The following is a 25,088-nucleotide window of genomic DNA, read 5'->3' on the forward strand; positions in this document are numbered from 1 at the left end:
ATAAGGAACCAAAATGGGACAACGTATTGATGTCAATCATCTGAACATCTACTACGGCGACTTCCTGGCCGTTGAAGATGTGAACATCAACATCGAAGCCAACAAGGTCACCGCTTTCATCGGACCTTCCGGCTGTGGCAAGTCCACGGTGCTGCGCACGCTCGACCGCATGCACGAGATCATTCCGGGCGCTCACTGCGAAGGCGAGGTGCTGCTGGAAGGCAAGAACCTGTACGACAAGGATATCGACCCGGTTGCCGTGCGTCGCGATGTCGGCATGGTGTTCCAGCGTGCGAACCCGTTCCCGACCATGTCCATCCGCGAGAACGTGCTCGCTGGCGTGAAGCTCAACAACCGCAAGATCTCGAAATCCGATGCGGACGATCTGGTCGAGTGGGCTTTGCGTGGCGCCAACCTGTGGAACGAGGTCAAGGATCGTCTTGACAATCCGGGCATCGGCCTTTCCGGCGGTCAGCAGCAGCGTCTGTGCATCGCCCGCGCCGTGGCCGTGCACCCGCAGGTGCTGCTGATGGACGAGCCGTGCTCCGCTCTTGACCCGATTTCGACGCTGGCTGTCGAGGATCTGATCAACGAGCTGAAGAACGACTACACCATCGTGATCGTGACGCATAACATGCAGCAGGCTGCCCGTATCGCCGATTACACCGCCTTCTTCAACCTGAAGGCCGTCGGTCAGCCGGGTCACCTCGAGTACTTCACTGATACGACCACCATGTTCAACAACCCCCAGAACGAAGAAGCCGAGCGCTACGTATCGGGACGCTTTGGCTGATCGGCAAAGCCGATTCGCCAAAGCGTAGCGTCGGTCCAGAGGACCGACGCAAGCGAGCTTTAGCGAGCCAGCAAATTGTGCTTCGCTTTGCGAAGCTCTGTAATTGCACGCGGCTGATCGGCAAACATCTCTTACTCCCGCTTGCGGGGGATTGTCGTACGAATGTGCGGTCGAAAGTGGTTGCTTCACTAACCATTTCGATCTCATTCGTGGCGGCCGTTCCTCTGAGCGGGAGTTTTTGTATGTGGTGTCTGATTGCGACACGCTCTATTGATAATGATTCTCAATTAGGTTATGATGACGTTATATCACGTTAGAGAGGATCTATCATGCACCGTATTGCGAGAATTGCGATTGCCGCACTTGCTTCTGTAGGAATGCTTGCGTCGGTTGCTGCGTGTGGAAGCGGCCAATCAACATCCGAAAAAAACGGAACCATCGAAGTGGTCGCTTCCGTGAATCAGTGGGGTACCGTGGCGAAAACCCTGGGCGGCGACAACGTCAACGTAACCAGCATCATCAATTCCACCAATGTGGATGCGCATGATTACGAGCCAACGACGTCGGATATCGCCAAACTGCAGAAAGCGCAAGTCATCATCGTCAATGGAGCCGGCTACGACGCTTGGGCGGTCAAAGCGGCGCAATCCGTCAACGCAACCATCGTCAATGCCGCTGAAGTCGGCGGGGTGAATGACGGCGAAAATCCGCATGTCTGGTTCTCCGCCGATGTGCGCAAGGCAGTGGCACAGGCGATCACCGAAGCGTACGAACAGGCCGACGCCACGAAAAAGAGTGATTTCGACAAGCTGCACGATCAGTGGAAATCTGAAGAAGGCAACGTCGAAAGCAAAATCGCCGAAGTGAAACAGAAATCGGATGGATTGGCGTACGCCGCAACGGAATCCGTGGCAAGCTATCTGGCGGAAGATATGGGTCTGACCGACGCAACGCCAAGCGGGTACGCGCGAGCCACCGCGAACGAAAGCGAGCCGACGCCAACGGATATCAAGCAGTTCACCGATGCGCTGAAGGCGGGCGAAATCAAACTGCTGGTGGTCAACACGCAAGAGGAAAGCGAGCTGACAGGAAAAATCACGGACGCTGCGAAATCCGTGAAAGTGCCCATGGTCGAACTGACCGAGCAAATGCCGGAACAATACGATTCCCTGACGGCATGGATGGAAGGTCTTGTTGACGCCTTTTCGCAAGCCATTGCGTAAGTCGGTTACATAGCAAATAATACGAAGCAAGCAAAAAGATAACAAGAGGGGCGACTCCGCAGTGAAAGCGGAATCGCCCCTATCGTATTTTCACATCAGTCGTTTCCATGGATACTGATGTGAACCGACATTCGGAATTACAGGATTGCGGTGATGATGAAGTCCAGAATGAACAGCAGCGACACAACCCAGATCACCGGATGTACTTCCTTGGCCTTGCCCTTGCAGGTCTTGATCAGGCAGTAGGTGATGAAGCCGCCGGCGATGCCGTAGGAGATGGAGTAGCTGAACGCCATGAATACGGAGGCGAAGAACGCCGGCACGGCCTCGGAGATATCGCCCCAGTCGATTTCCTTCAGCGAGGACGCCATCATGCAGCCCACCACCACAAGCACGCCTGCGGTTGCGGCGGACGGAATGGCGGAGATAACCGGGGAGAGGAAGGCGGACAGGGCGAAGCAGATGGCCACGACCACGGAGGTCAAGCCGGTGCGGCCGCCAGCGGCGATACCTGCGGAGGATTCTACATATGTGGTGGTGTTGGAGGTTCCGCAGATGGCGCCGATGGAAGTTGCGATCGAATCGGCGAACAGGGCCTTGTCCATCTTGGAGGAGAAGCCGGAACCGTTTTCGAGGGCTTCCTCGTCTTCTGCGGAGAAGATGCCGGTGCGGCGGCCGGTGCCGATGAACGTGCCGATGGTGTCGAAGGTGTCGGACATGGAGAATGCGAAGATCGTCAGCAGAATGATCGGCAGCTTCGACATGTCGGCGAACAGCGATGGGAAGCCTTCGGCACTGAAGATCGCGCCAAAGGTCTGCGGCAGCTGGGCGAAAGTGTCGCCGATGGAGATGGAGTTGGCCATGGTGGTCTGACCCATCGGAATGCCGGCGATGGCGGTGACTGCGATGGCGATCAGCATGCCGCCGCGCACTTTGAGCACGGTGAGGATGATGGCGAGGAACAGGCCGATGATGAACAGCCAGATGGTCGGATTGTTCATGACTGCCAGACCTGGGGTGGCCTGCACGGTGTCGCCGTTCTTGGCGTCGGCCTTGGTGGTGAAGGTGAAGAAGCCGACGTTCAGGAAGCCGACGTAGGCCACGAACAGGCCGATGCCGCCGCCGATGGCGTTCTGCAGCACTTCCGGAATGGCTTGGATGATGATCTTACGAATCTTGGTGACGGTGATCAGAATGTTGATTAGGCCGCACAGGAACACCATGCACAGGGTCTGCTGCCAGGTGAAGCCGAGGCCGAAGCAAACGGTGTAGGTGAAGAACGCGTTGAGGCCCATGCCGGCGGCCTGAGCGTACGGAACGTTGGCGAACAAGCCCATGACGAGCGTACCCGCGATGGCTGCGATGATGGTTGCAAGGAACACGCCACCCCACGGCATTCCCGTTTGCGACAGGATCTGTGGGTTGACGATGATGATGTACGACATTGCGAAGAACGTGGTCAGACCGGCCATGACCTCGGTGGACACGGCGGTGCCGTTCTCCTTAAGATGGAAGAACTTTTCCATATCTCTCTATCTCTATCTTTCTTGGGTTGGTAGGAACGTTCCGACTATTGCGTGGCGCGTTCCGGCGAGAATTGCGACTCGCCTTATGGAATCATAGGATTCCGAACAAAGCTTAACCGTAACATTTAAGCAAGTCATGAAGATTTCGTGAAGTGCGACACGCCCGGATGGCGGCAAGTCCAAGCATGACCGTAAGTTGTTCACCTGTAAACCACAGACCGTTGGTTGGAGCGTGCAAGCGCTCACGAAGTTTGGTTCGCCAAGCCAACGCAGGTTGAAGAACATACGCCCACCAAGGGCTTTCCGCTTAGCGGTCGAATGTTGCTCTGCCTGCGTGCAGGGCTTTTTTTATTGCCCGGCGAAACGTTCCTGCTTCACAGTCAATGGTTGACTAAGGAAGGAACGCCATGAAGAGGCCCGAAAAGGAAGCGGTGGTCGCCCAGCTTACGGATAAGTTCCGTGAAGCTGACGCTATCTACCTGACCGAGTACCGCGGGCTTACCGTTCCGCAGATCTCTGAACTGCGCGAAAAGCTAGGCCGCGATACTTCCTACACTGTGGCTAAGAACACGCTGATTCGCATCGCAGCCAAGGAAGCTGGCATCGAAGGTCTCGATGAGATCCTCGCCGGCCCGACCGCTGTAACCTTCGTGAAGGGTGACTTCATCGAAGCTGCGAAGACCCTGCGTGACTTCGCCAAGACCAATAAGGCACTGATCATCAAGGGCGGCTTTGCTGATGGCACCGTCTACGATGCTGAAGGCGCCAAGAAGCTGGCAGACCTCAAGTCTCGCCCGCAGCTGCTCGCCGAGTTCGCCGGCGACATCAAGGCTACGATGTCCAAGGCCGCGTACCTGTTCAACGCTCTGCCGACCAAGGCCGTGCGTACGATCGATGCGCTCCGCGAGAAGCAGGAAAAGGCCGCCTGATTTCATTGCGGTTAGCCGCGTGAATGATAGTGACCATAAAAGAAAAAATAATTGTTTTAGGTGGCGGTCACCTCTTCAATCAAACCGTCGCCAAGAATGAAAGGAAGCCATTATGGCTAAGTACACCAACGATGAGCTGCTCGAAGCTTTCGGTGAGATGACCCTGGTTGAGCTCTCCGAGTTCGTCAAGGCTTTCGAAGAGAAGTTCGACGTCGAGGCTGCCGCTCCGGCTGCTGTCGCCGTTGCCGCTCCGGGCGCTGCTGCTCCGGCTGAGGAAGAGAAGGACGAGTTCGACGTCATCCTCTCCGCCGTTGGCGACAAGAAGATCCAGGTCATCAAGGCCGTCCGCGCTATCACCTCCCTGGGTCTGGCTGAGGCCAAGGCTCTGGTCGACGGCGCTCCGAAGGCTGTCCTGGAGAAGGCCAAGAAGGAAGACGCTGAGAAGGCTAAGTCCCAGCTCGAAGAAGCCGGCGCTACCGTCGAGCTCAAGTGATTCGCGCGGCTTGAAGCCGCAGATCACGATTTTGAGTGGAAACCCCGTTCGCCACAAGGCGGCGGGGTTTCCGCATATTCACGGGATTTTCTTTCGCTGACAATCCAATAAAACCCGATTTGAGCGTGAACGCTTCCATATCGTGCCATACAATGGAGGAATTAGGCGAAAGTTGTCAATTAATCGCGTCATAATCCTGAAATACGTGGCAAGGCATGACACAATGGCAGATAGTGTTGTGTGTGAAAGGAAGGCCGACAACGGTGAGCGAAGATCAACGAACGGCGCAGCAGTGGACCGTCAAGGTTGATGGAACCGAACTCAAGAAGCTGGGCAACGGCGACAGCGTGGAAATCGGCCGTAAGCCGTTACGCCCTCTGGTGGATGATGGATTCGCGCGCCTTGACATCATGGACGCAAACAAATCCATGTCGAAACGGCATGCCATTTTTTCAGTCGATGCGCAGGGCAATGCTTCCGTGCGTGATCTCAATTCGACCAATGGTTCGTTCGTAGTGGCCGATAATGGTCAATTGATGCGTCTGCCGGTGGATGAGGATTTCCAATTGCCCGCCACGCCGATGACGCTGCAATTCGGTGACGTGCGCGTCACCTTCGAGCGAGACATCGCACAGGCAGTGCCTGAGACCGAGGGCCAAGCGTCGGCTCCTGTTTCCAACCTGTTCTCCTATGCGGTGTCCGACGAGGTGCCGCAGGAGCCTGATGCGGCGGATATGTCGGTCGATGATATTCTCAACCTGCGTGCCGGTGAGCCGACCGCATTGTTCAACGCACGCAACGTCGCCAATCGTGTTAATTTCATGCAACTTGCCGAGCGTCGGTCTTTTGCTCCCGTCCGTTCCAACGAGCCGGATTATGGAGATTTGCCATCCGTTTCGCTGGTGCAGCATAACGTGGTCGCAGACAATACTCCGCGCGACCTGTTCGCGGATGCCGTGGCGGAACAGCATGCCGCGGAGGAAGCCGCCAAGATGAACGCTGCGGAAAACGAACATGAAGCGAATCAGCCGGAATCCGTGCAGGAAGCCGCATTGCCGACGCAAATCGCAACAGGCAACGAAACCGAGCACGACACGATTCCCGTGAGCAAGCTGTTTAGCGCACGTCCGAGCAAACCGATTATCGTGGCGCTGCCGGCTGAAGAGAACAATATGCCGGAACAACAGACGGAAGCATCGCACGAGCCGTCCAACGAAATAGGGGAACAGTCTGCCACGATCGTGGAACAGGCAAACGACGAAACTCCAAGTCAGGAGGAAACAGCGCCGCAGCAGGCCGATGATGAGCGTTTCAGACCACATGCTACACAATCGCAGGTTGTGAACGAACCGTCGCCGGACGAAACCAGCGCGTTCAAGCCTGTTTTCGAACCCGGATCAGTGTTCGACCGCGTTTCCAAGGGCGAGCTCGTCAAGCAGGAGCAGACCATCGAAGTCGACGGGATGACTTCGGACGATGCCAAGCGCACCGACGATTTCACCGTGCAGTTCGAGATGGCGCGTCATCCGGAACTGCTGCCATTCCTTGCCATGAACCCGTCGCTATATGACGATCTGTATGCATGGCTGGGCGCATTGGGCAATACAGACATCGACGCGGCCCTGTCACATAATCCGGGGTATGCGGAATACCGTAAAGCGGTAGGGAAGTGAGCCAACACATGAGCGAAAGCAATGAGAACGTCACTGAGCTGGATCATATTCGTGGGTGGCGTGAGAAGTACCGTCTTGGCCTGTCGCCGTCGCCGCTTGAGGATGTGACGCAGCTGAGCGCCCAGCTTGATATGACGCACGCGCACCCGTCCGGCATCGCGCAGCTGTTCGCCAGCGGGCATGTTCAGCTCAATTCCTTGTTCCGTGACAACGGTATGTTGCGTGCCGCGGGTCGTCGTGTGGAACGTGTGCTTGATGACCGTGAGGCGAAAAGCCGCGTCAGTGGTGTAGGCGAACTGTCTTTGGTGGTCGGCGTTGCCATCTGGAAGGGCAATCAGATGCCGGTGCTCATGTACCCGGTCGAAGTGCGCAAAGAAGGCCGTAATATCGAAAACGGTACGGTAATCGCATTCACAGGGCGTGTGCGTCTGAACGCGGCTTTCGCGGCCGTGCTACGCGAGAACAACGTCATATTGGATGAGGCCAAGCTGTTTGACGGTTCGAACTATGAGAGCGGCACGCCAGAGACGTCCGCGGTGTTCGCGGCCATTACGGATCGTGCGGCCAATGCCTTCCCCGATTTTGAGATCGAACGGCACATTATTCTCGGGTGCTTTATGGATCCGGCGTCGCAGATGCTGGTGGAAAGCCAGAAGATCATCGATCAGTTGGCCCAAGGTCCGACCGGCAATACCGCTTTGGACGCTTTGGCTGGAGACAAGGCCGCCGCTGAAGCATTGGAAGGGGCTGAGATTCCGGAGTACAGCCCGTTCGATGCCGATCCGCATGGCGAGTATGAGGTCGGCGATATCGACAATACCGTCCGATACGCTTCGCAGCTTGCTTCCGCGGGCCATTCGCTGTTTGTGGATAGCTCGATTGCCAACAATACCGCCGAGCAGGCTGCCGCGATCGCGTCCCGTTGCGTGATGAACGGACGTTCCGTGCTTTATGTGCCGTGTGTGACCGATCAGAAACGTCGATTTGTGCAGGCCGTCGCCGCGAATGAGATGAGCGGACAGTTGTTGGATATCGCCGATGACGGTGCCAATGCGGCGATTGATCGTCAGTTGATTGCCGCTGTTGGATTCCAATCCGGTGTTGCTTCGTCTCGATTTGATCAGATTTCCGATGAATTGGTCGGTGTGCGCTCCCGTTTGACCCGTTATCTGGGCGATCTTCACGGCGTGAGCCAGGAGTGGGGCGTATCCGCCTACCAGACGATTCAGAATCTCGCGCAGATCGCGGTGCTACCCACCCATCCGACTACGCACGTGCGTTTGAGCAAGCAGACTGCGCATTCCATTGCGGACAAGATCGAGGATTGGGCTGCGAAACTGCAGCGTGCGGGTGAGCTTGGCGAATACACCATCACGGAGAACGACACCGCATGGTACAAGGCTTCGCTGTATTCCGAAGAGGAAGCGGTGAGCGCATACCAGCGTGTGGTCGAATTGTTGCGCAAGGTACTGCCCGCCACCCGCGAGCAGGTGGCCAGCACGGTGCAGACCTGCGGATTCCCGATTCCGACGACCGCCCAGGAGTGGGGGCGCCAGGTCATGGTGCTGAAGAACCTGCGCCGAGTGCTTGACGTGTTCCAGCCGGAAATCTTCGAACGTGACATCGCTTCCATGATTGAGGCGACTAAGCCGAAGGCCGAGCGCAAGGCCGAAGGCAGTTCCATGGGATTCTGGGAGCGTCGCCGCCACATCAAGGAAGCCAAGGGCATGCTGCGCGTCGGTGCCCAAGTGGAGAACCTGCACGAGGCGTTGCTCGTGGTGTCCAAGCAGGCCGATCAGTGGCATATGTTCGTGCCTCATGGCGGATGGCCGGTGCTGCCCGCCAAGCTGGATGACATCATCGAAACGCAGGAGAATCTCAATCGGGATATGACCGCATTGAATGCGGTGCTTGCCACAACCCCGCAGAGAGGCAATCTCGAAACCGTTGATTTCAACCAGGTCGAAGAGCGTTTGAAGGCCCTGTATGACGACAAGCAGGCGCTTGACAATCTGCCGGAGCGTGCCCGTTTGGAGCGTGACTTCCACTCGGTTGGTCTTGACGAGCTGGTTGAGGATCTGAACAATCGTGGTATTCCCAACGATGCCGTCGCAGGGGAACTGCAGTTGGCATGGTGGACCACGGCGTTCGAAGATATTGTGAAATCCTCCGCCATTATCTCCAACCAGGATGGTTCGGCATTGCAAGGGGCTGCTGAGCGGTTCGCCCAAGTCGATGTGGAGCACGTGCGTTCGGTCGGTCCGATGGTGGCGCAGGAATCCATGCGTCGTCTGTGCGATATGCTGTTCTCGCGTACGCAGGAAGCCAATCTGCTGCATACCATGCTTGCCGGCTCCCGCAACGTTTCGTTGAATCGCCTGCACAAGGAGCATCCGCAGATTCTCGCAGCTGCGAAGCCGATTCTTGTTGCGACGCCCGCCACGCTTGCGGCGATCACCGATCCAGCGCCGCTGGCCGACATCGTCATCATCGATGCGGCCGCACATATCCAGTCCATCGAATTGTTGAGCATCATCAGCCGTGCCAAGCAGGTAGTGGTGATTGCGCATCGTGAAACAGTCACATCCGATGGTCTGAAGCGTCTTATCGCACTGCTGCCGAGTGTGAAAATCGCCAATCGTCCTGTTCGACGCGCTCCGAAGCTCAATGCGTTCCTGGAATCGGAAGGCTACGGCTCCGTACCTTTCGACGTGGCAAGAGAAGGCGCGCAAGGTGAGATCTCCTACCATTTCGTGGCTGACGCCAACGGTGTGCCGGTCATCACTTCGGGACTGGTGGAAAGCAGCCAGCAGGAAATCGACGAGGTGATCAGGCTGATCACCAAGCGCGCCGCCGGTTTTACCATTGTGCCCGCATCATACATGCTTACAGTGGTGACGCTTACGCATACGTTCCGCACCCGACTGGGGGCAGAGCTCAAGGCCATCGCCAACAAAAACAAGGCCATGGGCATGTTCCTTCGCCATGTGCGCATCGTGGATATCTCCGACGTGGCCGGCGCACATGCCACTGACACGATTCTTGCGATGTGCTATGCGAAAACCTCTCATGGGCGCCTGCTGCAGCAGTTCGGAGCGTTGGAATCCGAAGGCGGGCGAGGCATGCTGCTGGACGCATTAGCCGTGACGGACCGCCATCTTGACATCGTGTCTGCGTTCTCGTCGTCCGACATGGATGACGAACGTCTGCATCAGGCCGGCCCGAAGATGCTGAAGACTGTGCTCCGTTGGGCGGAGCAGCTTGATGACAGCATGGTGCGTCCCGCCGTCAAGATGACCGGTTCGAACGTGCTTCTCAACGATCTTGCCGATCGCATTCGAGCCCGTGGGCTGAATGTGGCCGTCGATTATGGTTTCGACAATGGATCCAAGCTGCCGCTGGTGGTCGGTCTGAACGACAAGCCGTTCGCGTTGGCGGTGCTCACCGACGATGCGCAATTCATGGGATTGCAGTCCACCAGGGAACGTCACCGTGTGCTTTTGCAGAACATCGAATCACTTGGCTGGTCTGTTATGACCGTGTGGAGCGTTGGCGCGTTCGTGAATCCAGACAAGGAAGTGGATCGCATCGTGGCACGCCTGAGCGACCTGTATCAGGAGGTCAAGTGAGCGTCGACGAGCATTCTCCGCAGGAGTCTTCCCAGGAAGCCGACCAGCCTGCCGTTCGCGTCGTGTCCGGCTATTGCGCCACTCGCCGAACGGCGCGCAAGCACAAGCGTGTGGTCCGCCAGGGCACGGAGCTGTTCGATGCGGACGGCGTTAAGCTTGAACCGTCCGATGCGCTCACCGAACGTCAGCGCAATGCGGACGACGACAAGCGTATTCTGGGCGAACTGCCGCCGCATTGGGGCGTGTTCTCCGAGAGGGAACGCTGACATTCGCTTGGGATTTGCTTCGCTGTCGTCACGAACTGACGATGGCGATAATCGCGCCGTACTCTTGGGCCTGCAAAACGGTCGCCGCCTCATGAGGAGGCATGGCAAACACCGCAAGGGTGTTGCCGTCCGCATCGCGCGAGGGTTTTGCGGTCAGGATCGCGCCCGAGCATAGTTCGCGCAGCGTCACGGCATCCGTATCCGGTGATGTTTCCGGTGTTGCCTCGCCGAATGTCGTGGCGCTGGAAAGCGTCACGACATCGCCAAGCGACAGAGCGTCGGCGGAACTCGCCAATCGCACTTCGATCGCCGTGTATCCTTCGGGAATAACGGGAGAGGCACGCGCCATGGTCGACGTAACGATGCCGCCTTCCGCAACGTCCACTTGGGTGATTAACCCGACGGCATCGTCGCAATCATGGAAAACGTTACGTAAGGCCTCGTCATACGGAAGATCGCGCAATGCGAGCGAATCCGCGGTAATCACGCTGCCTTTCGCAATTGGCTGCACGGCGACGACAACCGGTTGCGTGGAAATCGTCAATCGCACGCACTGCAGGGCTGCGAACATGGCAAGTCCGGCACAGACCGCGGCGAGCAGCCGGTGCAATCGTGCATTCCTCCGTCGCCGATAGGTCGCAGTCCGCGTGCCATCGGTCGTTCGTCTGCCATCCGTGCCCTGCAGACGTTGCAACAAATCATGAAAAAAGGTCACCATGCATGCATGATGACCTTACAAATAGCTGTTGCGCAAGCCGGATCAAGGGTTGTGGTCGGAGGACGCGAGTTATCCACAGGCTTCGGCGTGTCGCCTTGTTTTCCAAGGGGCTGAGCTTGTTTGCATTATGTGATTGAGCTCACTTGGATTTGTCGGTGCGGTAGAAACCGGATCCCTTGAATTCGATTGGCGGTGCGGAATACACCTTGCGGACCTGTTCCTCGCCGCATTCGGGGCAGATGGTGATCGGATCGTCGGTGAACGACTGCTGCTCGGTGAAATCGTAGTTGCAGTTCTTGCAACGGTAATGGTAAGTAGGCAAAGTATCCTCGCTTCAACCAGGTTCTCAAATTTCTTAACGGGACATATCCTAGTACGCTCCCTGAGACGGCCGCATGAGCGTCTTATTCACGAATGGTTTATTGGCGAACCTCCGTGAATCCATCCGGCGTAAGCACTCCGTTGACGGGAATGTCGTGCGCCTCATGCGGCACCGGCTTGTCGGTCAGCTCCCAGAGCCAGCAGACCGACACCACGCGCGCGCCGACCGCACGGTATTCAAGTGCCCGGTCGTACCATCCTCCGCCGCGCCCCAAACGGAATCCCGCATGATCGACGGCAAAAGCAGGAACTATGATCAGCCCAGCGTTTCTCAACGCTTCGGGCCCGCATATGCTGTTGCTGGGTTCCGGCGGACGATGTGTGTTGGTGGACCCGTCGCTGTTGGTCTGATCGCGCAGATCGTGGATGCTGTCAAGCTCGCTCCAACCAATATCCATGCCTTTTCCAAGCCGTGGAACGAGTATGCGACAGTTCGAATCGAAAAGCGCCTGCAGCATCGGTGTCATCGACATTTCACTGCCCATGGATGCGAATGCGGCCACCGTGGTGAATGAATGGATGAGATTCGCTCGCCGTGCCTGTTCGGCCAGTTTTCGGCCGGCTTCCAACCGTTCCTCAGGGCTCGTCCGTTTTCTTCTTATGATTGCGTTCCTGCGCCATTGCCTTTTCAGCTCGCGTTGCGCTGCGGCTTCGTCACGCGTGCTGTCGCCTGCGACATCGGTTTGCATGTTCGGGGTCATATCGCATGTTGTACCACGGGATGGTTGCGCGAAAACGAAAATGTTATGCGCATGGCAGAATGAAGGCGTGACGATTTTGCAATCTTTGCGCGGCATGATGCGTTCGGAATCCAATGCCATCGATGTTCCGCGGTTCATCCAATCGCACGGGCTCCACGTTCCCATAATCCTGCGGCCGATAACCTTCGACGACTGCGACGAATGGAACGACGTCCGTTGGCGTAATGACGACTGGCTGAAGCCGTGGGAATCCGGAGACCCGTTGCATGGCGCGTCGATGTCGTTCAATGAGTGGGTGCGCGCGATGCGGCGCAACGAGCGAAACGGCACCGGAGTGGTGTTCGCCATCGAGCATCATGGGCGTATCGTCGGCCAGATTTCGCTGGGAGCGATCTGTTATGGTGCCATGCGCACTGGTGTGGTCGGCTATTGGATCGACGAGCGTTGCGCAGGTCGTGGATATGCTCCTATGGCCGTCGCGTTGTTGGCTGATTGGGCGATGTTCGACCCTTCCGGACCGCAATTGCATCGTATGGAGATCGACCTGCTTCCTGAAAATGAGCGTTCCCGCAAGGTTGCGCTCAAGGTGGGAGCATGTTATGAGGGTATGCGCAAATCGTACATGTTCGTCAACGGGCAATGGCGTGATCATGAATCGTATGCGCTGCTGCCGGAGTGCGCGCCAAACGGTTTCACCGCACGGTTGATGGGCGAGTGAGCCGTTGGCGAGGTTCAACACGCGCTTCGACGCACATGTTCGACACGCGGGGGCGTGTGCCCCGGAGAATGTCGGAATGTCACCTATTCTTATGAGTTATGGGTTATGAATCGTTAAGCACGGTTGTGGTGCTTGCGATTGTGATTATTCTCATGGCTTTCTGGCTGCCCAAACGGACGGTCAAAGGCATGAAGCGGGTAATCGAGCACCGAGAGGACCGCTTTTCGCCGTCGCTGCATCTGGTGGATGCCGACAGTGGAACGCGATTCTCCGATGAGACCGCCGCAAAGGCGAAAGGGGCAATAATGCAGTCCAACGAGACGCATGAGGGCAAGCTGACCGACGAAAGGATCGCGCATGTCCGTGCCCTTCGTCGTGCCGCGATCCGCAGAAGGCGGATTATTGTTGTCTCGATGCTGGTGATCACAATCGTCGTGTTGATGTGTGCGTTTGTGTTGCATTTCAGTCCGTTGTTTGCTTTGATTCCCGCATCGCTGCTTGCTGGAGTGCTCGCTTTGGGGGTGAGGGCCGCCAAGCAGGCCGCAGCGTGGGAGCATAAGGCCGCCAAGTATCGTTCCAAGATGAGGAAGCGTGCTGCGGCAGAGCGCAAGCGTGCCCAGGAAGAGCAGGCGGAGCGCGCTCGTTTGCGGGAGCAGGAGCTTGCGGAAATTCGCAGGATCGCCGAATCTCAGGTGCCGACCGATGTTATGCCGGAAGGTGAGATTCGTCAGGCGATCGATCGCGGCAAGGCCGACCGTGATGCTGTCGTAAGCAAGCGCAAGGAGGAATCTGAAGCGAAATCCGCTGCGGAACCGAACGTTGTGGATGCGCAGGTCGTGCCGGATAAGAAGAACGGTCTGTCCATCCACGATGAGCGTGATGAAATCGCCAAAACCGAGGGCGTGGATGCAAGCGATGCGGAGTCGTCCGCCGTGGCCGGCGCATCGCAGGATCTGATTTCGTTTTCGCTGGGCGCGCCGCGCAATGGCGACGATATCGTGCAGGACGCTCCGGAAAGCATGGAAATCAAATCCACCCGTCAGGTGGCCAAGGCCGTGCCTCCGACTGCGAGTACGGTTTCCGACAATGTCGAGCCGTTGATTGTGCCGACCGACGCGATTAGCAGCATGGATTCCGACGAGGCCGCAGCCCGCGTGGAGGCTGGTGTGCATCTGCAGGACGTGGATGCCGTGGGATTCCACGACTCCGAGGTCAGTGCCGACGTTGAGGCTCCCAGCGTCACCTCCGATTCCCTGGGTGTGGGTTTGGCGTCCATCATGGCCCGTCGCGGGGCGTGACGGAGGGGAAAACGAACGCACGAAACGCACGAAACATACGAACAAGCGTAAAGAACATCAGCCTGAAACCGCATGGTTTCAGGCTTTTTTCGTATATTTTGCTCTCAGCGTTAGCACTCGAGTTGGCAGAGTGCTAATAATCGCGCTAGGATATGTCTCAGCGCGGAAGGACGACGCCGTAAGTGATCGTCAGCCTCTTGCTAGCGGGTCCCGGCGCGGTAAGTAACGATTTCTCTTAGAAAGAGGAGGTCCACAGTGTCGATCTCACTCACACCGTTGGAAGACAAGATCATCGTCAAGCAGGCGGAAGCCGAGACCCAGACCGCATCCGGTCTGTTCATTCCGGACAACGCCAAGGAGAAGCCGCAGCAGGGTGAAGTCCTGGCTGTCGGTCCGGGCCGTCGCAACGACGCCGGCGAGCGCATTCCGGTCGACGTCAAGGTCGGTGATAAGGTGCTGTACTCCAAGTACGGCGGCACCGAGGTGCACTATCAGGGTGAGGATTACCTGATCGTCTCCGCCCGCGATATTCTGGCCATTCTCGGCTGAGCATAGCGCGTAGCTGTTTGAAGACCCCGTCAGCGAACGATTGGTGAACAATCGTTGCGTTGGCGGGGTCTTGTTGATTTCAAGCATTTGGGTTCCTGCAATAGGCTGTGCACGGCTGATGCGTGCCGTGTTCACTGGCATTGGCGTGCTGGTGTTGGCGTCGCTGTTCAGACAGTCTGCAAGGAGGGTTCAGAAGAAGTACTTATGATTTTTCTTTTCGGAAATATTTTTCGTGAGGATTTGCTCTGATTGACACCGGCATGTGGTTGATAGTGAGAAAACGTTGGAATTTCAACGATTTGAGACTTTTTAAGCTTTCGCGACACGCCGTATTTGCGTTAGTTGCATGGTCTGTGGCATACTAAACGGGTTGCCGGTTCGGGTTCAACCAAACAGGCAGCACGGCGGATTTCCCAAGCGGTCAAAGGGAACTGACTGTAAATCAGTCGCCTCGTGCTTCAGTGGTTCGAATCCACTATCCGCCACGCCTCGATAGCTCAGTGGTAGAGCACTTCCTTGGTAAGGAAGAGGTCGTGAGTCCGATTCTCACTCGAGGCTCTCATGGCGGGATAGCTCAGCTGGCTAGAGCGTACGACTCATAATCGTAAGGTCAAGAGTTCGAGTCTCTTTCTCGCTACAAAGGTCGACGGAACGTCGGCATAGCAACGAACCACAAGAGGTGAACTTAAATGGCAAGCAAGAGCGCCGACATTCGTCCGGGCATCACGCTGGCATGCACCGAGTGCAAGGAGCGTAACTACATCACGACGAAGAACCGCCGTAACACGCCGGATCGTCTTGAGCTGAAGAAGTTCTGCTCCCGCTGCGGCAAGCAGACCGTGCATCGCGAGACCCGCTGAGCGAGTTCAAAGCTTTCAACCCGACCAATTGGTCGGGTTTTTTGTTTTCTCCGAAACCTTCTTGGCACCTTTCCAACTGCCTTCCCCGCACGCTAAGCTAATCACCATGACTAATTTCGCAGATCTCACCACTATTGCCGTAGGTGGGCCAATCGCATCCTTTATTGAACCGACCTCGCGTGTCGGCGTTATCGAAGCCGTTGAAGATGCCGACGCCAAAGGCTTGCCGTTGTGCGTGATCGGAGGCGGATCCAACATGCTCGTGTCCGACACGCCGTTCGATGGCGTCGTGGTTCGTGATGCGCGACACGCCGTAAGTGTGCTTGATGAGGCAGCGCCTGCCGAAAATGACGAAAAAATCGTGCATGTCAACGCCGAAGCCGGCTGCAATTGGGATGATTTCGTCGACTACTGCGTCGGGCTTGGCCTGGAAGGCGTGGAAGGACTTTCCGGCATTCCGGGTACCGTCGGCGCGTCGGTGGTGCAGAATATCGGCGCATACGGCCAGGAGGTCGCATCCAGCGTCGAAAGCGTGGAAGTCTGGGACCGCAAAGACAAGCAAACCAAAGAGCTCACCAATCAGGAACTGCATTTCGGCTATCGTATGAGTGCGCTCAAAGCCAGTATGTATAGTGCTCCGGCCACACCTGCAGCCGACTTCTTCCCGACACCGCGCTACGTGGTGCTGTCCGTTACTTTCGCGCTGCATCACAGCGAAACCGGCGTGGTCGGCTACGGTCAGCTCGCCAAAGCGTTGGGAGTGGAAGTCGGCGACCGTATGTCGACAACGGATATTCGCAACGCGGTATTGAAAGTACGTGCCTCCAAGGGCATGCTTGAGGATTCCCACCGTTACTTGACCGAAGCCATGCGCGGCACCAAAAAAAGCGAACTGGTCGCCATCGCACATAATGCGCAGCGCACACAGGCAGGCAATGATGAACCCGACTACAATCGCCATAGCTGTGGCAGCTTCTTCATGAATCCGATTCTCACCAAAGAACAGGCGGCAAAGCTTCCCGAAGACGCGCCGCGATTCAACGCGACCCTGCCGGATGGCACGCCAGGAGTCAAAACGTCCGCAGCATGGCTTATCGATCATGCAGGCTTCCATAAAGGCTACAAAACCAGCGAAAACGCTACTGCGGGGCTGTCCACCATGCATACGTTGGCGTTGACCAACCGAGGAGGAGCCTCGGCAGCCGATATCGTGAAACTTGCCAAAACCGTGCAGGATGGTGTCGAGCGGGCGTACGGCATCCGTCTCGTTCCAGAGCCGGTCGTTATTGGCATGAGTCTCAAGTAAACGTAAGAACGAAGGGAGAAGGGAAACATAATGAACGTATTACGTAAGAAATCCGTCGAGCAGACGCTGGCGGAAACAGAGGAGTCGGGACGCTCCCTGAAACGAGACCTGACTTGGTGGGATTTGGCCATTATGGGCGTGGCCGTGGCAGTCGGCGCGGGTATCTTCTCCATCGGCGCCCAGGCGGCCGCCTTCCATGCGGGTCCGGCCGTAATCATCAGCTTCCTCATCGCAGGCGTGGTATGCGGCGCGGCCGTAATGTGCTACGCCGAATTTGCGTCCATGATTCCGGTTGCAGGATCTGCCTACACCTTCACTTACACCACCGTCGGTGAGATCGTCGCGTGGGTGATCGGCTGGGATCTGATCCTTGAAATGCTGATGGCAGGCTCTGTCGTCTCCAAATACTGGGGCGTCTATCTCAACGATTTCTTCCGACTTGTCGGATGGAATATCAATACCAACGTCACCGTCGGATCATTCAATTTCGATTTCGCGCCAATCATCGTCGTAGCTTTCTTCACAGCACTTTTGGTGTGTGGCACGAAAATCGGCGCACGAGTCGACGGCGCGCTCACCATACTGAAAATCGCCATCGTACTATTCGTGGTAATCGTCGGATTCTTCTACGTCAAAGCCGAAAACTTCACCCCATTCATTCCACCGAGCGAACCGGCGACCGCCACCGGATCCGGCTTGACCGCAACCATGGAGCAGCCATTATGGCAGTGGGTCACCGGCATGACCCCCAGCATTTACGGCGTTGCCGGCATCATCTCCGGAGCCGCGCTCGTGTTCTTCGCGTTCCTCGGCTTTGATGTGGTCGCCACCACCTCCGAAGAAACCGTCAATCCGAAGAAGAACGTTCCGCTGGGCATCGGCGTGGGCATGGGATTGATCATCGTGCTCTACACCCTCGTCGCCATCGTCACCACCGGCATGGTCTCCTACAAAGACCTCGCCAAGCAGAAAGACCCGTCGCTCGCCACGGCATTCGAAATGGTCGGCGCTGACTGGGCCGCCAAAATCATAAGTTTTGGCATTGTGATCGGCCTGGCCACCGTGGTCATGGTGCTGCTGCTCGGCCTGACCCGCGTGGTGTTCGCCATGAGCCGAGACGGCCTGCTGCCGCGCTCGTTCAGTCACACAGGCAAGCACGGCACTCCAGTACGTCTGCAGATTGCCGTCGGCGCGGTCATGGCACTCATCGCAGCCAGCTGCAACGTCAGTATCCTTGCCGACATGGTGAACATCGGCACGCTGTCGGCATTCACCCTTGTTTCAATCTCTATTCCGATCATGCGCAAGAAGCGCCCCGACCTGAAGCGAGTCTTCAAAATCCCCGGCAATCCATGGGTGCCTATCCTCATCGCGCTCGCCAACATCTGGCTCATGCTCAACCTGAGCGTGCTTACTTGGATTCGATTCGTGGTCTGGCTTGCGGTTGGCTTCTGCATCTACTTCGGCTACGGCTACCGCCACGCCCGACTCGGCACGGGAGAACTGGAAGTTGGCAATCAAGAGTAGTCTTGAACGGTAAGTGTTAAGGAGGTAACCATGCCATACGTTGTCGCTCAGCCGTGCGTCGATGTCAAAGACAAGGCCTGCGTGGACGAATGCCCGGTCGATTGCATCTACGAGGGCTCCCGTTCCCTGTATATCAATCCGAACGAATGCGTGGATTGCGGCGCATGCGAACCGGTGTGCCCGACCGAAGCCATCTTCTATGAAGATGATCTGCCAGACGAGTGGGCTTGGTATAAGGATGCCGCAGTCAGCTTCTTTGCTGAAGTCGGCGATATGGGCGGCGCTTCCGCAGCCGGCCCGATCGGTAAGGATCCGGAGCAGGTAGCTGCTCTGCCGCCGCAAAATCAGTGATCGGCATTTGAAAGCGGCCTTTTCCCGTTGGAAGAGGCCGCATATTTTTTGTTTATAGAGGATAATAAGGAGTTTTCACGATGGGCTTTCATGAGTTTTCTTCGCCATACGATTGGTCGCGTATCGCAGCATACAAGCGCACGGCAAAAGCCGCGTTCGGAGGCATGATCGACCTGTCCGTGGGGTCTCCCGTCGATCCCGTGCCCGATTCGGTGTGCAAGGCGCTCGCAGTGGCGGCGAATGATCCGAATGCGTATGGATATCCGGTTACTGCAGGTACTGCCGATTTACGTGCTGCGATTGCTGAATGGTTTTCGGCGACTCGCAATGTTGATTTGCAGGCGATTCATGCTGATGTGGTGCCTACAGTCGGCTCCAAAGAGGGCGTTGCGTTGATGGCATCGCTGCTGCATTTCGGCGAGGATGATGTTGTGGTGCAGCCGAAGGTTTCGTACCCGACGTATGAGATCGGCACGCAGTTGGCTGGGGCGCAGGTGCTTAAGGTCGACGATGTGGCTGATGTTGCGTCGTGGCGCGATGTGCCTGGCGTCAAAGCGGTGTGGGTGAATTCCCCTTGCAATCCGACGGGCGAGGTGTATTCGGCCGAACGGATGGCTGGCATTGTCGCAGCTGCTCGTGAGATCGGCGCGGTGGTGCTTTCCGACGAATGCTATGCGCTGATGCAGTGGAGGGGTGCTGTGAATGGCGCTGAAGGTGATGCTGATTCACTTGCGTCGACGCCGTGCGCGCTGCGTGGCGATGTGTGTTTGGGCTCCGCCGAGGGCGTGCTGGTGCTTTATTCGTTGAGCAAGCAGAGCAATATGGCTGGGTATCGTACTGCGTTCATTGCCGGAGATGAGTCTTTGATTGCGTCGATGAGTGCATATCGCAAGCAGATTGGTCAGATTATTCCCGGTCCGGTGCAGGCTGCGATGGCTGCCGGATTGCGTGATCTGGAATCCGTCAAGGTTCAGCATGCGCGCTATCGGGAACGTCTCGGCGTGTTGGTGAGCGCGTTGCGTGCTTACGGATACTGCACCGACATGCCGGACGGTGCGTTGTATGTGTGGGTGAGGGCCAAGTCGGGCGATTGCTGGACCGATATGGAGCAGCTTGCCAAGATCGGCATCATCGCCAGCCCCGGCGAGTTCTATGGTGCTCCGGAATGTCTGCGCTTCTCCGCCACCGCCAGCGACGAGGCGATCGCTTCCGCCGCTGAACGCTTGGCACGCTAAGCCAATACGTAAAAGGGCTTCCAGCAATCGCTGGAAGCCCTTATCCGCGGAGTCAGAGGGATTCGAACCCTCGAGCCGCTAAAAACGACTAACACCTTAGCAGGGTGCCCCTATCGGCCACTCAGGCATGACTCCACTGTTTTTACCGTTTTCACGGCGCAACAGCATGCAACTATACCATCTATTCGCGGGCAAAACACCATATCTCGAAAAAAAGATGGAAGAACGTTGGAACGTCAAGGAAAATCCGTGCCGTATGCATGTGTGTGCCTTATGAAACCGCAACTGTCGACACGCCGGTTTCGTAAGATAAACTGCGATGTTCGAACATTTGTTTCAATAGAATGTGGAAAACAGCTATCATGGAATCATGAGTACCGCACCGAGAATCGCAGCAGCCAAACGTGACTGGGGGCATGACGAGGCTGGATGCACGGTGCTGCATATCGACATGGATGCTTTCTATGCATCTTTGGAAGTGGCCCGGCATCCGGAGTACCGCGGCAAGCCGGTAATCATCGGCGTGGGCAATCGTTCGGTGGTGTCCGCGGCCAGCTATGAGGCACGGCAATACGGCATCAACTCGGCCATGGCGAGTTCCAGGGCGCAAAAGCTATGCCCGAACGGCATTTTCCTTCCGATCGACATGAGCTACTATCGCGCGATGTCGCATCGCATTTTCAAGGAAGTGTTCAGCCGGATTACCGGCCGTATCGAACAGGTATCGGTTGACGAATGCTATATGGACGTTTCCGGAGCGTTGCTGCAGTGGGGCAGTCCCAGTGCCATTGGGGCGTGGATACGTGAACAGGTGGCCTTGCGCTATAACATCACCTGTTCCGTCGGCATCGCGGCGAACAAGCTGGTCGCCAAAATGGCATCCACCAATGCCAAACCCAACGGCATGTTGATGATTCCCGTGGCACGGCATGCACAGTTCGTGCAGATGATGCCATTGCGTGGCATTCCCGGCATCGGACCTTCTCTGGAAAAGCGTCTGAACGCGTGGGGCGTCAACTCGGTCGCCGACCTTGCACGCATGAGTCTCGAATCTCTGGAACAGGCCACCGGATCTGCGCTTTCCGCACACGGCCTGTATCAGGCGGCCCGAGGCCTGGACGATAGGCCCGTCGTGCCCTACACGCCGGAAAAATCGATTGGTGCGGAACGTACCTTCGAAGCTGACACGCAAGACATGCGACAGGTGTGTTCCATGCTTCGCTGGTGTTGCGATGACGTGGCTACGTCGTTGCGTAAGCGTGGTTTCCTCGCACGCAAGGTCATGGTCAAACTCCGATTTCCGGACTTGAGTTATGCAACGAAAGGGCGCACGCTGGACTGCCCTACGGACGCGGCGAGCGTGCTTTACCCGCAATGCGTTGATCTGCTGCTCGCCATGATGGGTATGACCCCGAAGTCCGTGCATGCCATCTCCCTTGCCCGACCCGTGCGTTTGGCGGGAATGAGCACCAGTGGACTTGTGCTTGCCGAAGAGACTGCGATCCAGCCCTCACTGGATGATTTGCTGGAAGAAAAAGAAGCCGAACGGCATGCGGCGGTTCAGGCAAAACCTGCGCAAATGCAGACCCACACAAAACGTTTGCGTGGCGCGGAAGCGGCACTGGATGCGGTGCGTCAAAAATACGGCAACAACATCGCCAGCTTCGGGATGTAGAAGCCGGGGTACGTCCGTTATTCTTGAATTGAAGAGTTGAGAAGGTCCAGAGGAAGGCGGGGACGCCATGAAATACAGAAAAGAGGCAGTGCACGCAACCAACCCGGAAGTGCTTGCGGCCGGCCGACGCAGACTCGCGTTCGCGGCATTGGCCGTGCTTGCCGTCGTGCTTGTCGCGGGAATATGGCTGCTGGTGCATAGTCTTCAATCAAAGCAGAGTGATGCCGATGCGAAGCCGGCAACAACGGTGATTGAGCCAAAAACGGTTGAAAAGAAACAAGTGACCGAACCTGCGCAGCATCATGGCAATTCCCCGGATTGCCCCGATACCGATTGCATCGCCATGCTTGTCAACGGCGATCTGCTGTTCCATGAGGGATTGTGGAACCAGTATGCCAGCGCCAACACCGCGGCCACCGACGGCACCGCATTCGATTTCACCGGTCTGTTCGAGCCGATGCGCAAATATATCGAAGCTTCCGACATCGCCGTATGCGAGTTCGAAACACCTATCGCACAACGTGGCGGTCCATATTCCGCCTATCCGATTTTCAATATTCCTCCGGAAGTGGCCGATGCCGCGAAAAATGTGGGATATCGTGCCTGCACGCATGCTTCGAATCATTCTTGGGATCAAGGTGCCGATGGCATCGCACGTTTGTGGGACACGCTTGAACAGGACGGCATAGCGCAAACCGGTTCCTATAAAACCGAAGAGGATTCGTATAAGCCGTTGGTCATCGATTCGCCGACGGGCGGTGGCAAAATCGGACTCGTTGCGGGAACCGTGTCGTTGAATGCGCAAACGCCTGACTACGACTGGCGTGTGGACCGCCTTCGCGAATCCGGAGATCCGAACCATCAGGCTGATATCGACAAGGCCGTGGCCAAGGCGAAGGCCGCTCGAGAACAAGGTGCCGACGTGGTGGCCATGGCCATGCATTCCGTGCAGGAATACTTGGACTACGCCGATTCCTGGCAGCAGGATGAAGCGCACGAGTTAGCTGATACGGGTGCATTTGATGTGATCTATGGTGCCGGTTGTCATTGCGCGCAGCCGATCGAGAACTATAACGGCACTTGGATCATCTATGGTTTGGGCAATGCCGTAACCGAATCGGCCGATACGGCAGACACCATCGTAAACAACCAGGGTGTGACCGCGCGCATTCAATTCGCAGGCAAAAAAGGCGTGGCAGGCTCGTGGCGCGTCAACCGTATCGACTGGGTGCCCAGCGCCAATGTGACGCAAGGCAAATACCAATGGTGTTCGCTGGCAAGCGACCATCCGGACGGCCCCTGCTGGGATGAAACGCAAGACGCGAATGTGCGCCAACGCATCTGGAACGTGCTCTACTCCATGGGCGCCGACCAAAACGTGGTCAAGGAATGGAATATAACCGCAGAGCGGGCGGGTTCATCTGGCGAGTAGTTTTCCATGGCACAATATGCCTCGTACCGTTGGTTGAAAACGCAGAAGAACCACTCGAACACACAGTGTGAGGTGAAAGACATGGATGAAATCTACGAAACCCAGCCGGAACGCACCGATCTGCCGCTGGTGGTTATGCCCGTCATCATCGAATCGATGATTGAACCGTTCGAAAAGAACTTCGAGCTGTTCAAAGACATTGCCCGCGTACGCATGTACAAGGATTTCACGCTCGATGAAGACACCATCGTCGCGCGTTGCGCCGAAGCCGACGCCATCATAGTGGTCGGATTCCACTGCTCCGACTCAATCCTCGACCGTCTGAACGCCAAATGCTACGCTTTCGGCGGCACCGGCGTGGCCAGCTACATCGATCTAGACAAAGCCAAGGAACGTGGCATCCGCGTATGCAACGTGGTGCGCTACGGCGACCATGCCGTAGCCGAACACACCATCGCACTGCTCATGGAACTCGCCAGGCAGGTCGGCAAACTCGACAGGCAAGTCAAAGAAGGCAATTGGGCTGGTGTCGACGGCTACGAACTGTACGGTAAGAAGCTTGGCATCATCGGCCTTGGCGGCATCGGCCAAACCGTGGCGCGTATTGCCGGAACTCTCGGCATGAACGTGTCCGCATGGAACTCCCACGTTCCCGAGCAGGTGTTCACCGACCTGAACGTCACTCCGGTTGACGATATGAACGAACTGATTGCCGGATCCGACGTGGTGTCCATCCACTTGCCGTTGCTGGACTCCACAAAAGGCATCGTCACTGCGCAAAACCTTGAGGCCCTGAAACCGGGAACCATGTTCATCAACACGGCCCGCGCGGAAATCATCGAGCCAGGCGCATTGCTCTCCAGACTCCAGCGCGGCGACATTCCCGCGGCGCTTGACGTGTTCGACCATGAGCCGCTCACTGCCGACGATCCGCTGTGCTCGATTCCAGGTATCATCCTCACCCCACACACCGCCTGGCGTACCGACGGCGCATATGTGGGCATCACCAAGCAGGTGGTTCAATCGGTTGCGGCTTACTTTGAGGGTGAGGATTTCAACGTCGTCGTGTGAGCGGTCGTACGAAACGGTATAAGGAAAACGTACGGACGGTCGGCGTGATTAGGTAGGTTGAAAGACATGCAGACCATACTCGATTCCGCCGATCAACCCGCGCATGATGCGTTCGTCGAGAAGAAATCGGAATTCATCGGCGACGCCTGCCATATCGATTCCTTGGACGAGGCGCTCGCGTTTGTGCAGATGATTCGCGATCGGCATCCGAAAGCCCGTCATGTTGCCTATGCTGCGGTGTGCGGTGGCTCCGACGGTCGTTTGGCCGAGCGTATGAGCGATGACGGCGAGCCGTCGGGCACGGCCGGCAAGCCGATTCTCGACGTGCTGCGCGCCAACGAGATGACGGATTGCGTGATTGCCGTCACCCGGTATTTCGGTGGGATCCTATTGGGTTCCGGCGGTCTGATCCGTGCATATTCCACAGGCGCGTCTATCGCCGTCAAAGCGGCGACCAAAGCGAAAATCGTGCCGTGTAGCGAATATCAGGTAACGCTCGACTACTCACAATTGGGCAGTTTTCAGAATCTTCTCGCTTCGGTGCAGGGTGATCAGGCGGACACGCAGTACACCGATCGCATCGTATTGGCGGTTGTCGTGCCGCAGGAGCAATCGCAGCAATTCGAATCGCGTGTGGTCGAAACGTTCAATGCAACCGTGACTCCGCAGAAAACGGGAACTTCCAATCGTCCGGTGAAAATGTGAATCTCGGAAGGCAATGGCGTAAGGTGGAA

23 protein-coding genes and 4 tRNA genes are annotated in these 25,088 nt (G+C 57.0%); 22 read left to right on the top strand and 5 right to left on the bottom strand.

Annotation, left to right across the window (positions count from 1 at the left end; all coding sequences use genetic code 11):
- Positions 1-13 precede the first annotated feature (13 nt).
- Both pstB and AH68_RS01555 read left to right on the top strand, forming a co-directional pair.
- Positions 14-793: a phosphate ABC transporter ATP-binding protein PstB gene (gene pstB / locus AH68_RS01550; RefSeq protein WP_003836065.1), complete on the top strand. Its 780-nt coding sequence runs from the start codon at positions 14-16 to the stop codon at positions 791-793.
- Positions 794-1,122: 329 nt separating this feature from the next.
- A complete protein-coding gene (locus AH68_RS01555; protein WP_039197012.1) occupies positions 1,123-2,016 on the top strand; it encodes a metal ABC transporter solute-binding protein, Zn/Mn family in 894 nt (297 codons plus the stop codon).
- A gap of 137 nt (positions 2,017-2,153) precedes the next feature.
- Here the strand turns inward: AH68_RS01555 and AH68_RS01560 are convergent, their stop codons facing one another.
- The gene (locus AH68_RS01560; RefSeq protein ID WP_039197014.1) at positions 2,154-3,542 is read right to left on the bottom strand and encodes an NCS2 family permease; all 1,389 of its coding nucleotides are present in this window, start codon (positions 3,540-3,542) and stop codon (positions 2,154-2,156) included.
- Positions 3,543-3,949: 407 nt separating this feature from the next.
- Between AH68_RS01560 and rplJ the strand changes: the two genes are divergently transcribed.
- The 5 genes from rplJ (at position 3,950) to AH68_RS01585 (ending at position 10,532) form a co-directional block, all read left to right on the top strand.
- Positions 3,950-4,471, top strand: a complete 522-nt coding sequence (gene rplJ / locus AH68_RS01565) for a 50S ribosomal protein L10 (protein WP_039197016.1) — start codon at positions 3,950-3,952, stop codon at positions 4,469-4,471.
- Between the two features lie 112 nt (positions 4,472-4,583).
- The gene (gene rplL, locus AH68_RS01570; RefSeq protein ID WP_003836061.1) at positions 4,584-4,964 is read left to right on the top strand and encodes a 50S ribosomal protein L7/L12; all 381 of its coding nucleotides are present in this window, start codon (positions 4,584-4,586) and stop codon (positions 4,962-4,964) included.
- A 263-nt stretch (positions 4,965-5,227) separates the two neighbouring features.
- On the top strand, positions 5,228-6,637 hold the full coding sequence (locus AH68_RS01575) for an FHA domain-containing protein (RefSeq protein WP_472924258.1): 1,410 nt from the start codon (positions 5,228-5,230) through the stop codon (positions 6,635-6,637).
- An 8-nt stretch (positions 6,638-6,645) separates the two neighbouring features.
- A complete protein-coding gene (locus tag AH68_RS01580) occupies positions 6,646-10,266 on the top strand; it encodes a helicase (RefSeq protein ID WP_039197019.1) in 3,621 nt (1,206 codons plus the stop codon).
- A 62-nt stretch (positions 10,267-10,328) separates the two neighbouring features.
- A complete protein-coding gene (locus AH68_RS01585; protein ID WP_173405868.1) occupies positions 10,329-10,532 on the top strand; it encodes a hypothetical protein in 204 nt (67 codons plus the stop codon).
- A 28-nt stretch (positions 10,533-10,560) separates the two neighbouring features.
- Here AH68_RS01585 and AH68_RS01590 read toward each other — a convergent pair whose 3' ends face one another.
- The 3 genes from AH68_RS01590 to AH68_RS01600 form a co-directional block, all read right to left on the bottom strand.
- Positions 10,561-11,250, bottom strand: a complete 690-nt coding sequence (locus AH68_RS01590) for an SAF domain-containing protein (RefSeq protein ID WP_039197023.1) — start codon at positions 11,248-11,250, stop codon at positions 10,561-10,563.
- Between the two features lie 139 nt (positions 11,251-11,389).
- A complete protein-coding gene (locus tag AH68_RS01595) occupies positions 11,390-11,572 on the bottom strand; it encodes an FmdB family zinc ribbon protein (RefSeq protein ID WP_004220060.1) in 183 nt (60 codons plus the stop codon).
- Positions 11,573-11,669: 97 nt separating this feature from the next.
- Positions 11,670-12,332, bottom strand: coding sequence for a 5-formyltetrahydrofolate cyclo-ligase (locus AH68_RS01600; protein ID WP_052189121.1), 663 nt, complete (start codon positions 12,330-12,332; stop codon positions 11,670-11,672).
- 94 nt (positions 12,333-12,426) lie between these two features.
- Here AH68_RS01600 and AH68_RS01605 point away from each other — a divergent pair, with 94 nt between their 5' ends.
- The 11 genes from AH68_RS01605 (at position 12,427) to dapC (ending at position 20,176) form a co-directional block, all read left to right on the top strand.
- The gene (locus tag AH68_RS01605; RefSeq protein ID WP_144245747.1) at positions 12,427-13,050 is read left to right on the top strand and encodes a GNAT family N-acetyltransferase; all 624 of its coding nucleotides are present in this window, start codon (positions 12,427-12,429) and stop codon (positions 13,048-13,050) included.
- Positions 13,051-13,148: 98 nt separating this feature from the next.
- Positions 13,149-14,348, top strand: a complete 1,200-nt coding sequence (locus AH68_RS01610) for a hypothetical protein (RefSeq protein ID WP_039197025.1) — start codon at positions 13,149-13,151, stop codon at positions 14,346-14,348.
- Positions 14,349-14,603: 255 nt separating this feature from the next.
- A complete protein-coding gene (groES, locus tag AH68_RS01615) occupies positions 14,604-14,897 on the top strand; it encodes a co-chaperone GroES (protein WP_011742802.1) in 294 nt (97 codons plus the stop codon).
- 403 nt (positions 14,898-15,300) lie between these two features.
- Positions 15,301-15,382, top strand: a tRNA-Tyr gene (locus AH68_RS01620).
- 1 nt (position 15,383) lies between these two features.
- Positions 15,384-15,455 (top strand) — tRNA-Thr (locus AH68_RS01625).
- Between the two features lie 5 nt (positions 15,456-15,460).
- Positions 15,461-15,534, top strand: a tRNA-Met gene (locus AH68_RS01630).
- Positions 15,535-15,586: 52 nt separating this feature from the next.
- Entirely contained in the window at positions 15,587-15,757 is a 171-nt protein-coding gene (rpmG, locus tag AH68_RS01635; protein ID WP_003807891.1) for a 50S ribosomal protein L33, read from the top strand.
- A gap of 106 nt (positions 15,758-15,863) precedes the next feature.
- Positions 15,864-17,063, top strand: a complete 1,200-nt coding sequence (locus tag AH68_RS01640) for a UDP-N-acetylmuramate dehydrogenase (protein ID WP_039197032.1) — start codon at positions 15,864-15,866, stop codon at positions 17,061-17,063.
- 30 nt (positions 17,064-17,093) lie between these two features.
- Positions 17,094-18,590 carry an APC family permease gene (locus AH68_RS01645; RefSeq protein WP_039197034.1) on the top strand — a complete coding sequence of 499 codons (1,497 nt, stop codon included), beginning with the start codon at positions 17,094-17,096 and terminating at the stop codon, positions 18,588-18,590.
- Positions 18,591-18,620: 30 nt separating this feature from the next.
- The gene (gene fdxA, locus AH68_RS01650; protein WP_003836048.1) at positions 18,621-18,941 is read left to right on the top strand and encodes a ferredoxin; all 321 of its coding nucleotides are present in this window, start codon (positions 18,621-18,623) and stop codon (positions 18,939-18,941) included.
- 80 nt (positions 18,942-19,021) lie between these two features.
- A complete protein-coding gene (gene dapC, locus AH68_RS01655) occupies positions 19,022-20,176 on the top strand; it encodes a succinyldiaminopimelate transaminase (RefSeq protein ID WP_039197037.1) in 1,155 nt (384 codons plus the stop codon).
- A gap of 47 nt (positions 20,177-20,223) precedes the next feature.
- Here the strand turns inward: dapC and AH68_RS01660 are convergent.
- Positions 20,224-20,311 (bottom strand) — tRNA-Ser (locus AH68_RS01660).
- A 235-nt stretch (positions 20,312-20,546) separates the two neighbouring features.
- On the opposite strand from AH68_RS01660, the gene dinB reads away from it, so the two are divergent.
- From dinB to AH68_RS01680, 4 genes are all read left to right on the top strand, one after another.
- Complete coding sequence (dinB, locus tag AH68_RS01665) at positions 20,547-21,851, top strand: DNA polymerase IV (protein WP_039197039.1); 1,305 nt, start codon at positions 20,547-20,549, stop codon at positions 21,849-21,851.
- Between the two features lie 67 nt (positions 21,852-21,918).
- Complete coding sequence (locus tag AH68_RS01670) at positions 21,919-23,283, top strand: CapA family protein (RefSeq protein ID WP_039197041.1); 1,365 nt, start codon at positions 21,919-21,921, stop codon at positions 23,281-23,283.
- An 81-nt stretch (positions 23,284-23,364) separates the two neighbouring features.
- Entirely contained in the window at positions 23,365-24,354 is a 990-nt protein-coding gene (locus AH68_RS01675) for a D-2-hydroxyacid dehydrogenase family protein (RefSeq protein WP_039199677.1), read from the top strand.
- 66 nt (positions 24,355-24,420) lie between these two features.
- Positions 24,421-25,059 (top strand): YigZ family protein, encoded by a 639-nt coding sequence (locus AH68_RS01680; RefSeq protein WP_039199679.1) that lies wholly within the window; start codon positions 24,421-24,423, stop codon positions 25,057-25,059.
- Positions 25,060-25,088: the final 29 nt, after the last annotated feature.

This window comes from Bifidobacterium catenulatum PV20-2, from assembly GCF_000800455.1.
Lineage (GTDB): Bacteria > Actinomycetota > Actinomycetes > Actinomycetales > Bifidobacteriaceae > Bifidobacterium > Bifidobacterium kashiwanohense_A.

Bases quoted from the DNA above. Each gene is read 5' to 3' on its own strand.
- AH68_RS01675 (WP_039199677.1), top strand. From the start codon at position 23,365: ATGGATGAAATCTACGAAACCCAGCCGGAACGCACCGATCTGCCGCTG.
- AH68_RS01680 (WP_039199679.1), top strand. From the start codon at position 24,421: ATGCAGACCATACTCGATTCCGCCGATCAACCCGCGCATGATGCGTTC.
- fdxA (WP_003836048.1), top strand. From the start codon at position 18,621: ATGCCATACGTTGTCGCTCAGCCGTGCGTCGATGTCAAAGACAAGGCC.
- AH68_RS01580 (WP_039197019.1), top strand. From the start codon at position 6,646: ATGAGCGAAAGCAATGAGAACGTCACTGAGCTGGATCATATTCGTGGG.
- pstB (WP_003836065.1), top strand. From the start codon at position 14: ATGGGACAACGTATTGATGTCAATCATCTGAACATCTACTACGGCGAC.
- rpmG (WP_003807891.1), top strand. From the start codon at position 15,587: ATGGCAAGCAAGAGCGCCGACATTCGTCCGGGCATCACGCTGGCATGC.
- AH68_RS01670 (WP_039197041.1), top strand. From the start codon at position 21,919: ATGAAATACAGAAAAGAGGCAGTGCACGCAACCAACCCGGAAGTGCTT.
- AH68_RS01605 (WP_144245747.1), top strand. From the start codon at position 12,427: ATGATGCGTTCGGAATCCAATGCCATCGATGTTCCGCGGTTCATCCAA.
- AH68_RS01640 (WP_039197032.1), top strand. From the start codon at position 15,864: ATGACTAATTTCGCAGATCTCACCACTATTGCCGTAGGTGGGCCAATC.
- AH68_RS01610 (WP_039197025.1), top strand. From the start codon at position 13,149: ATGGGTTATGAATCGTTAAGCACGGTTGTGGTGCTTGCGATTGTGATT.
- AH68_RS01555 (WP_039197012.1), top strand. From the start codon at position 1,123: ATGCACCGTATTGCGAGAATTGCGATTGCCGCACTTGCTTCTGTAGGA.
- AH68_RS01645 (WP_039197034.1), top strand. From the start codon at position 17,094: ATGAACGTATTACGTAAGAAATCCGTCGAGCAGACGCTGGCGGAAACA.
- rplL (WP_003836061.1), top strand. From the start codon at position 4,584: ATGGCTAAGTACACCAACGATGAGCTGCTCGAAGCTTTCGGTGAGATG.
- AH68_RS01590 (WP_039197023.1), bottom strand. From the start codon at position 11,250: ATGGTGACCTTTTTTCATGATTTGTTGCAACGTCTGCAGGGCACGGAT.
- AH68_RS01600 (WP_052189121.1), bottom strand. From the start codon at position 12,332: ATGACCCCGAACATGCAAACCGATGTCGCAGGCGACAGCACGCGTGAC.
- AH68_RS01560 (WP_039197014.1), bottom strand. From the start codon at position 3,542: ATGGAAAAGTTCTTCCATCTTAAGGAGAACGGCACCGCCGTGTCCACC.
- rplJ (WP_039197016.1), top strand. From the start codon at position 3,950: ATGAAGAGGCCCGAAAAGGAAGCGGTGGTCGCCCAGCTTACGGATAAG.
- dinB (WP_039197039.1), top strand. From the start codon at position 20,547: ATGAGTACCGCACCGAGAATCGCAGCAGCCAAACGTGACTGGGGGCAT.
- dapC (WP_039197037.1), top strand. From the start codon at position 19,022: ATGGGCTTTCATGAGTTTTCTTCGCCATACGATTGGTCGCGTATCGCA.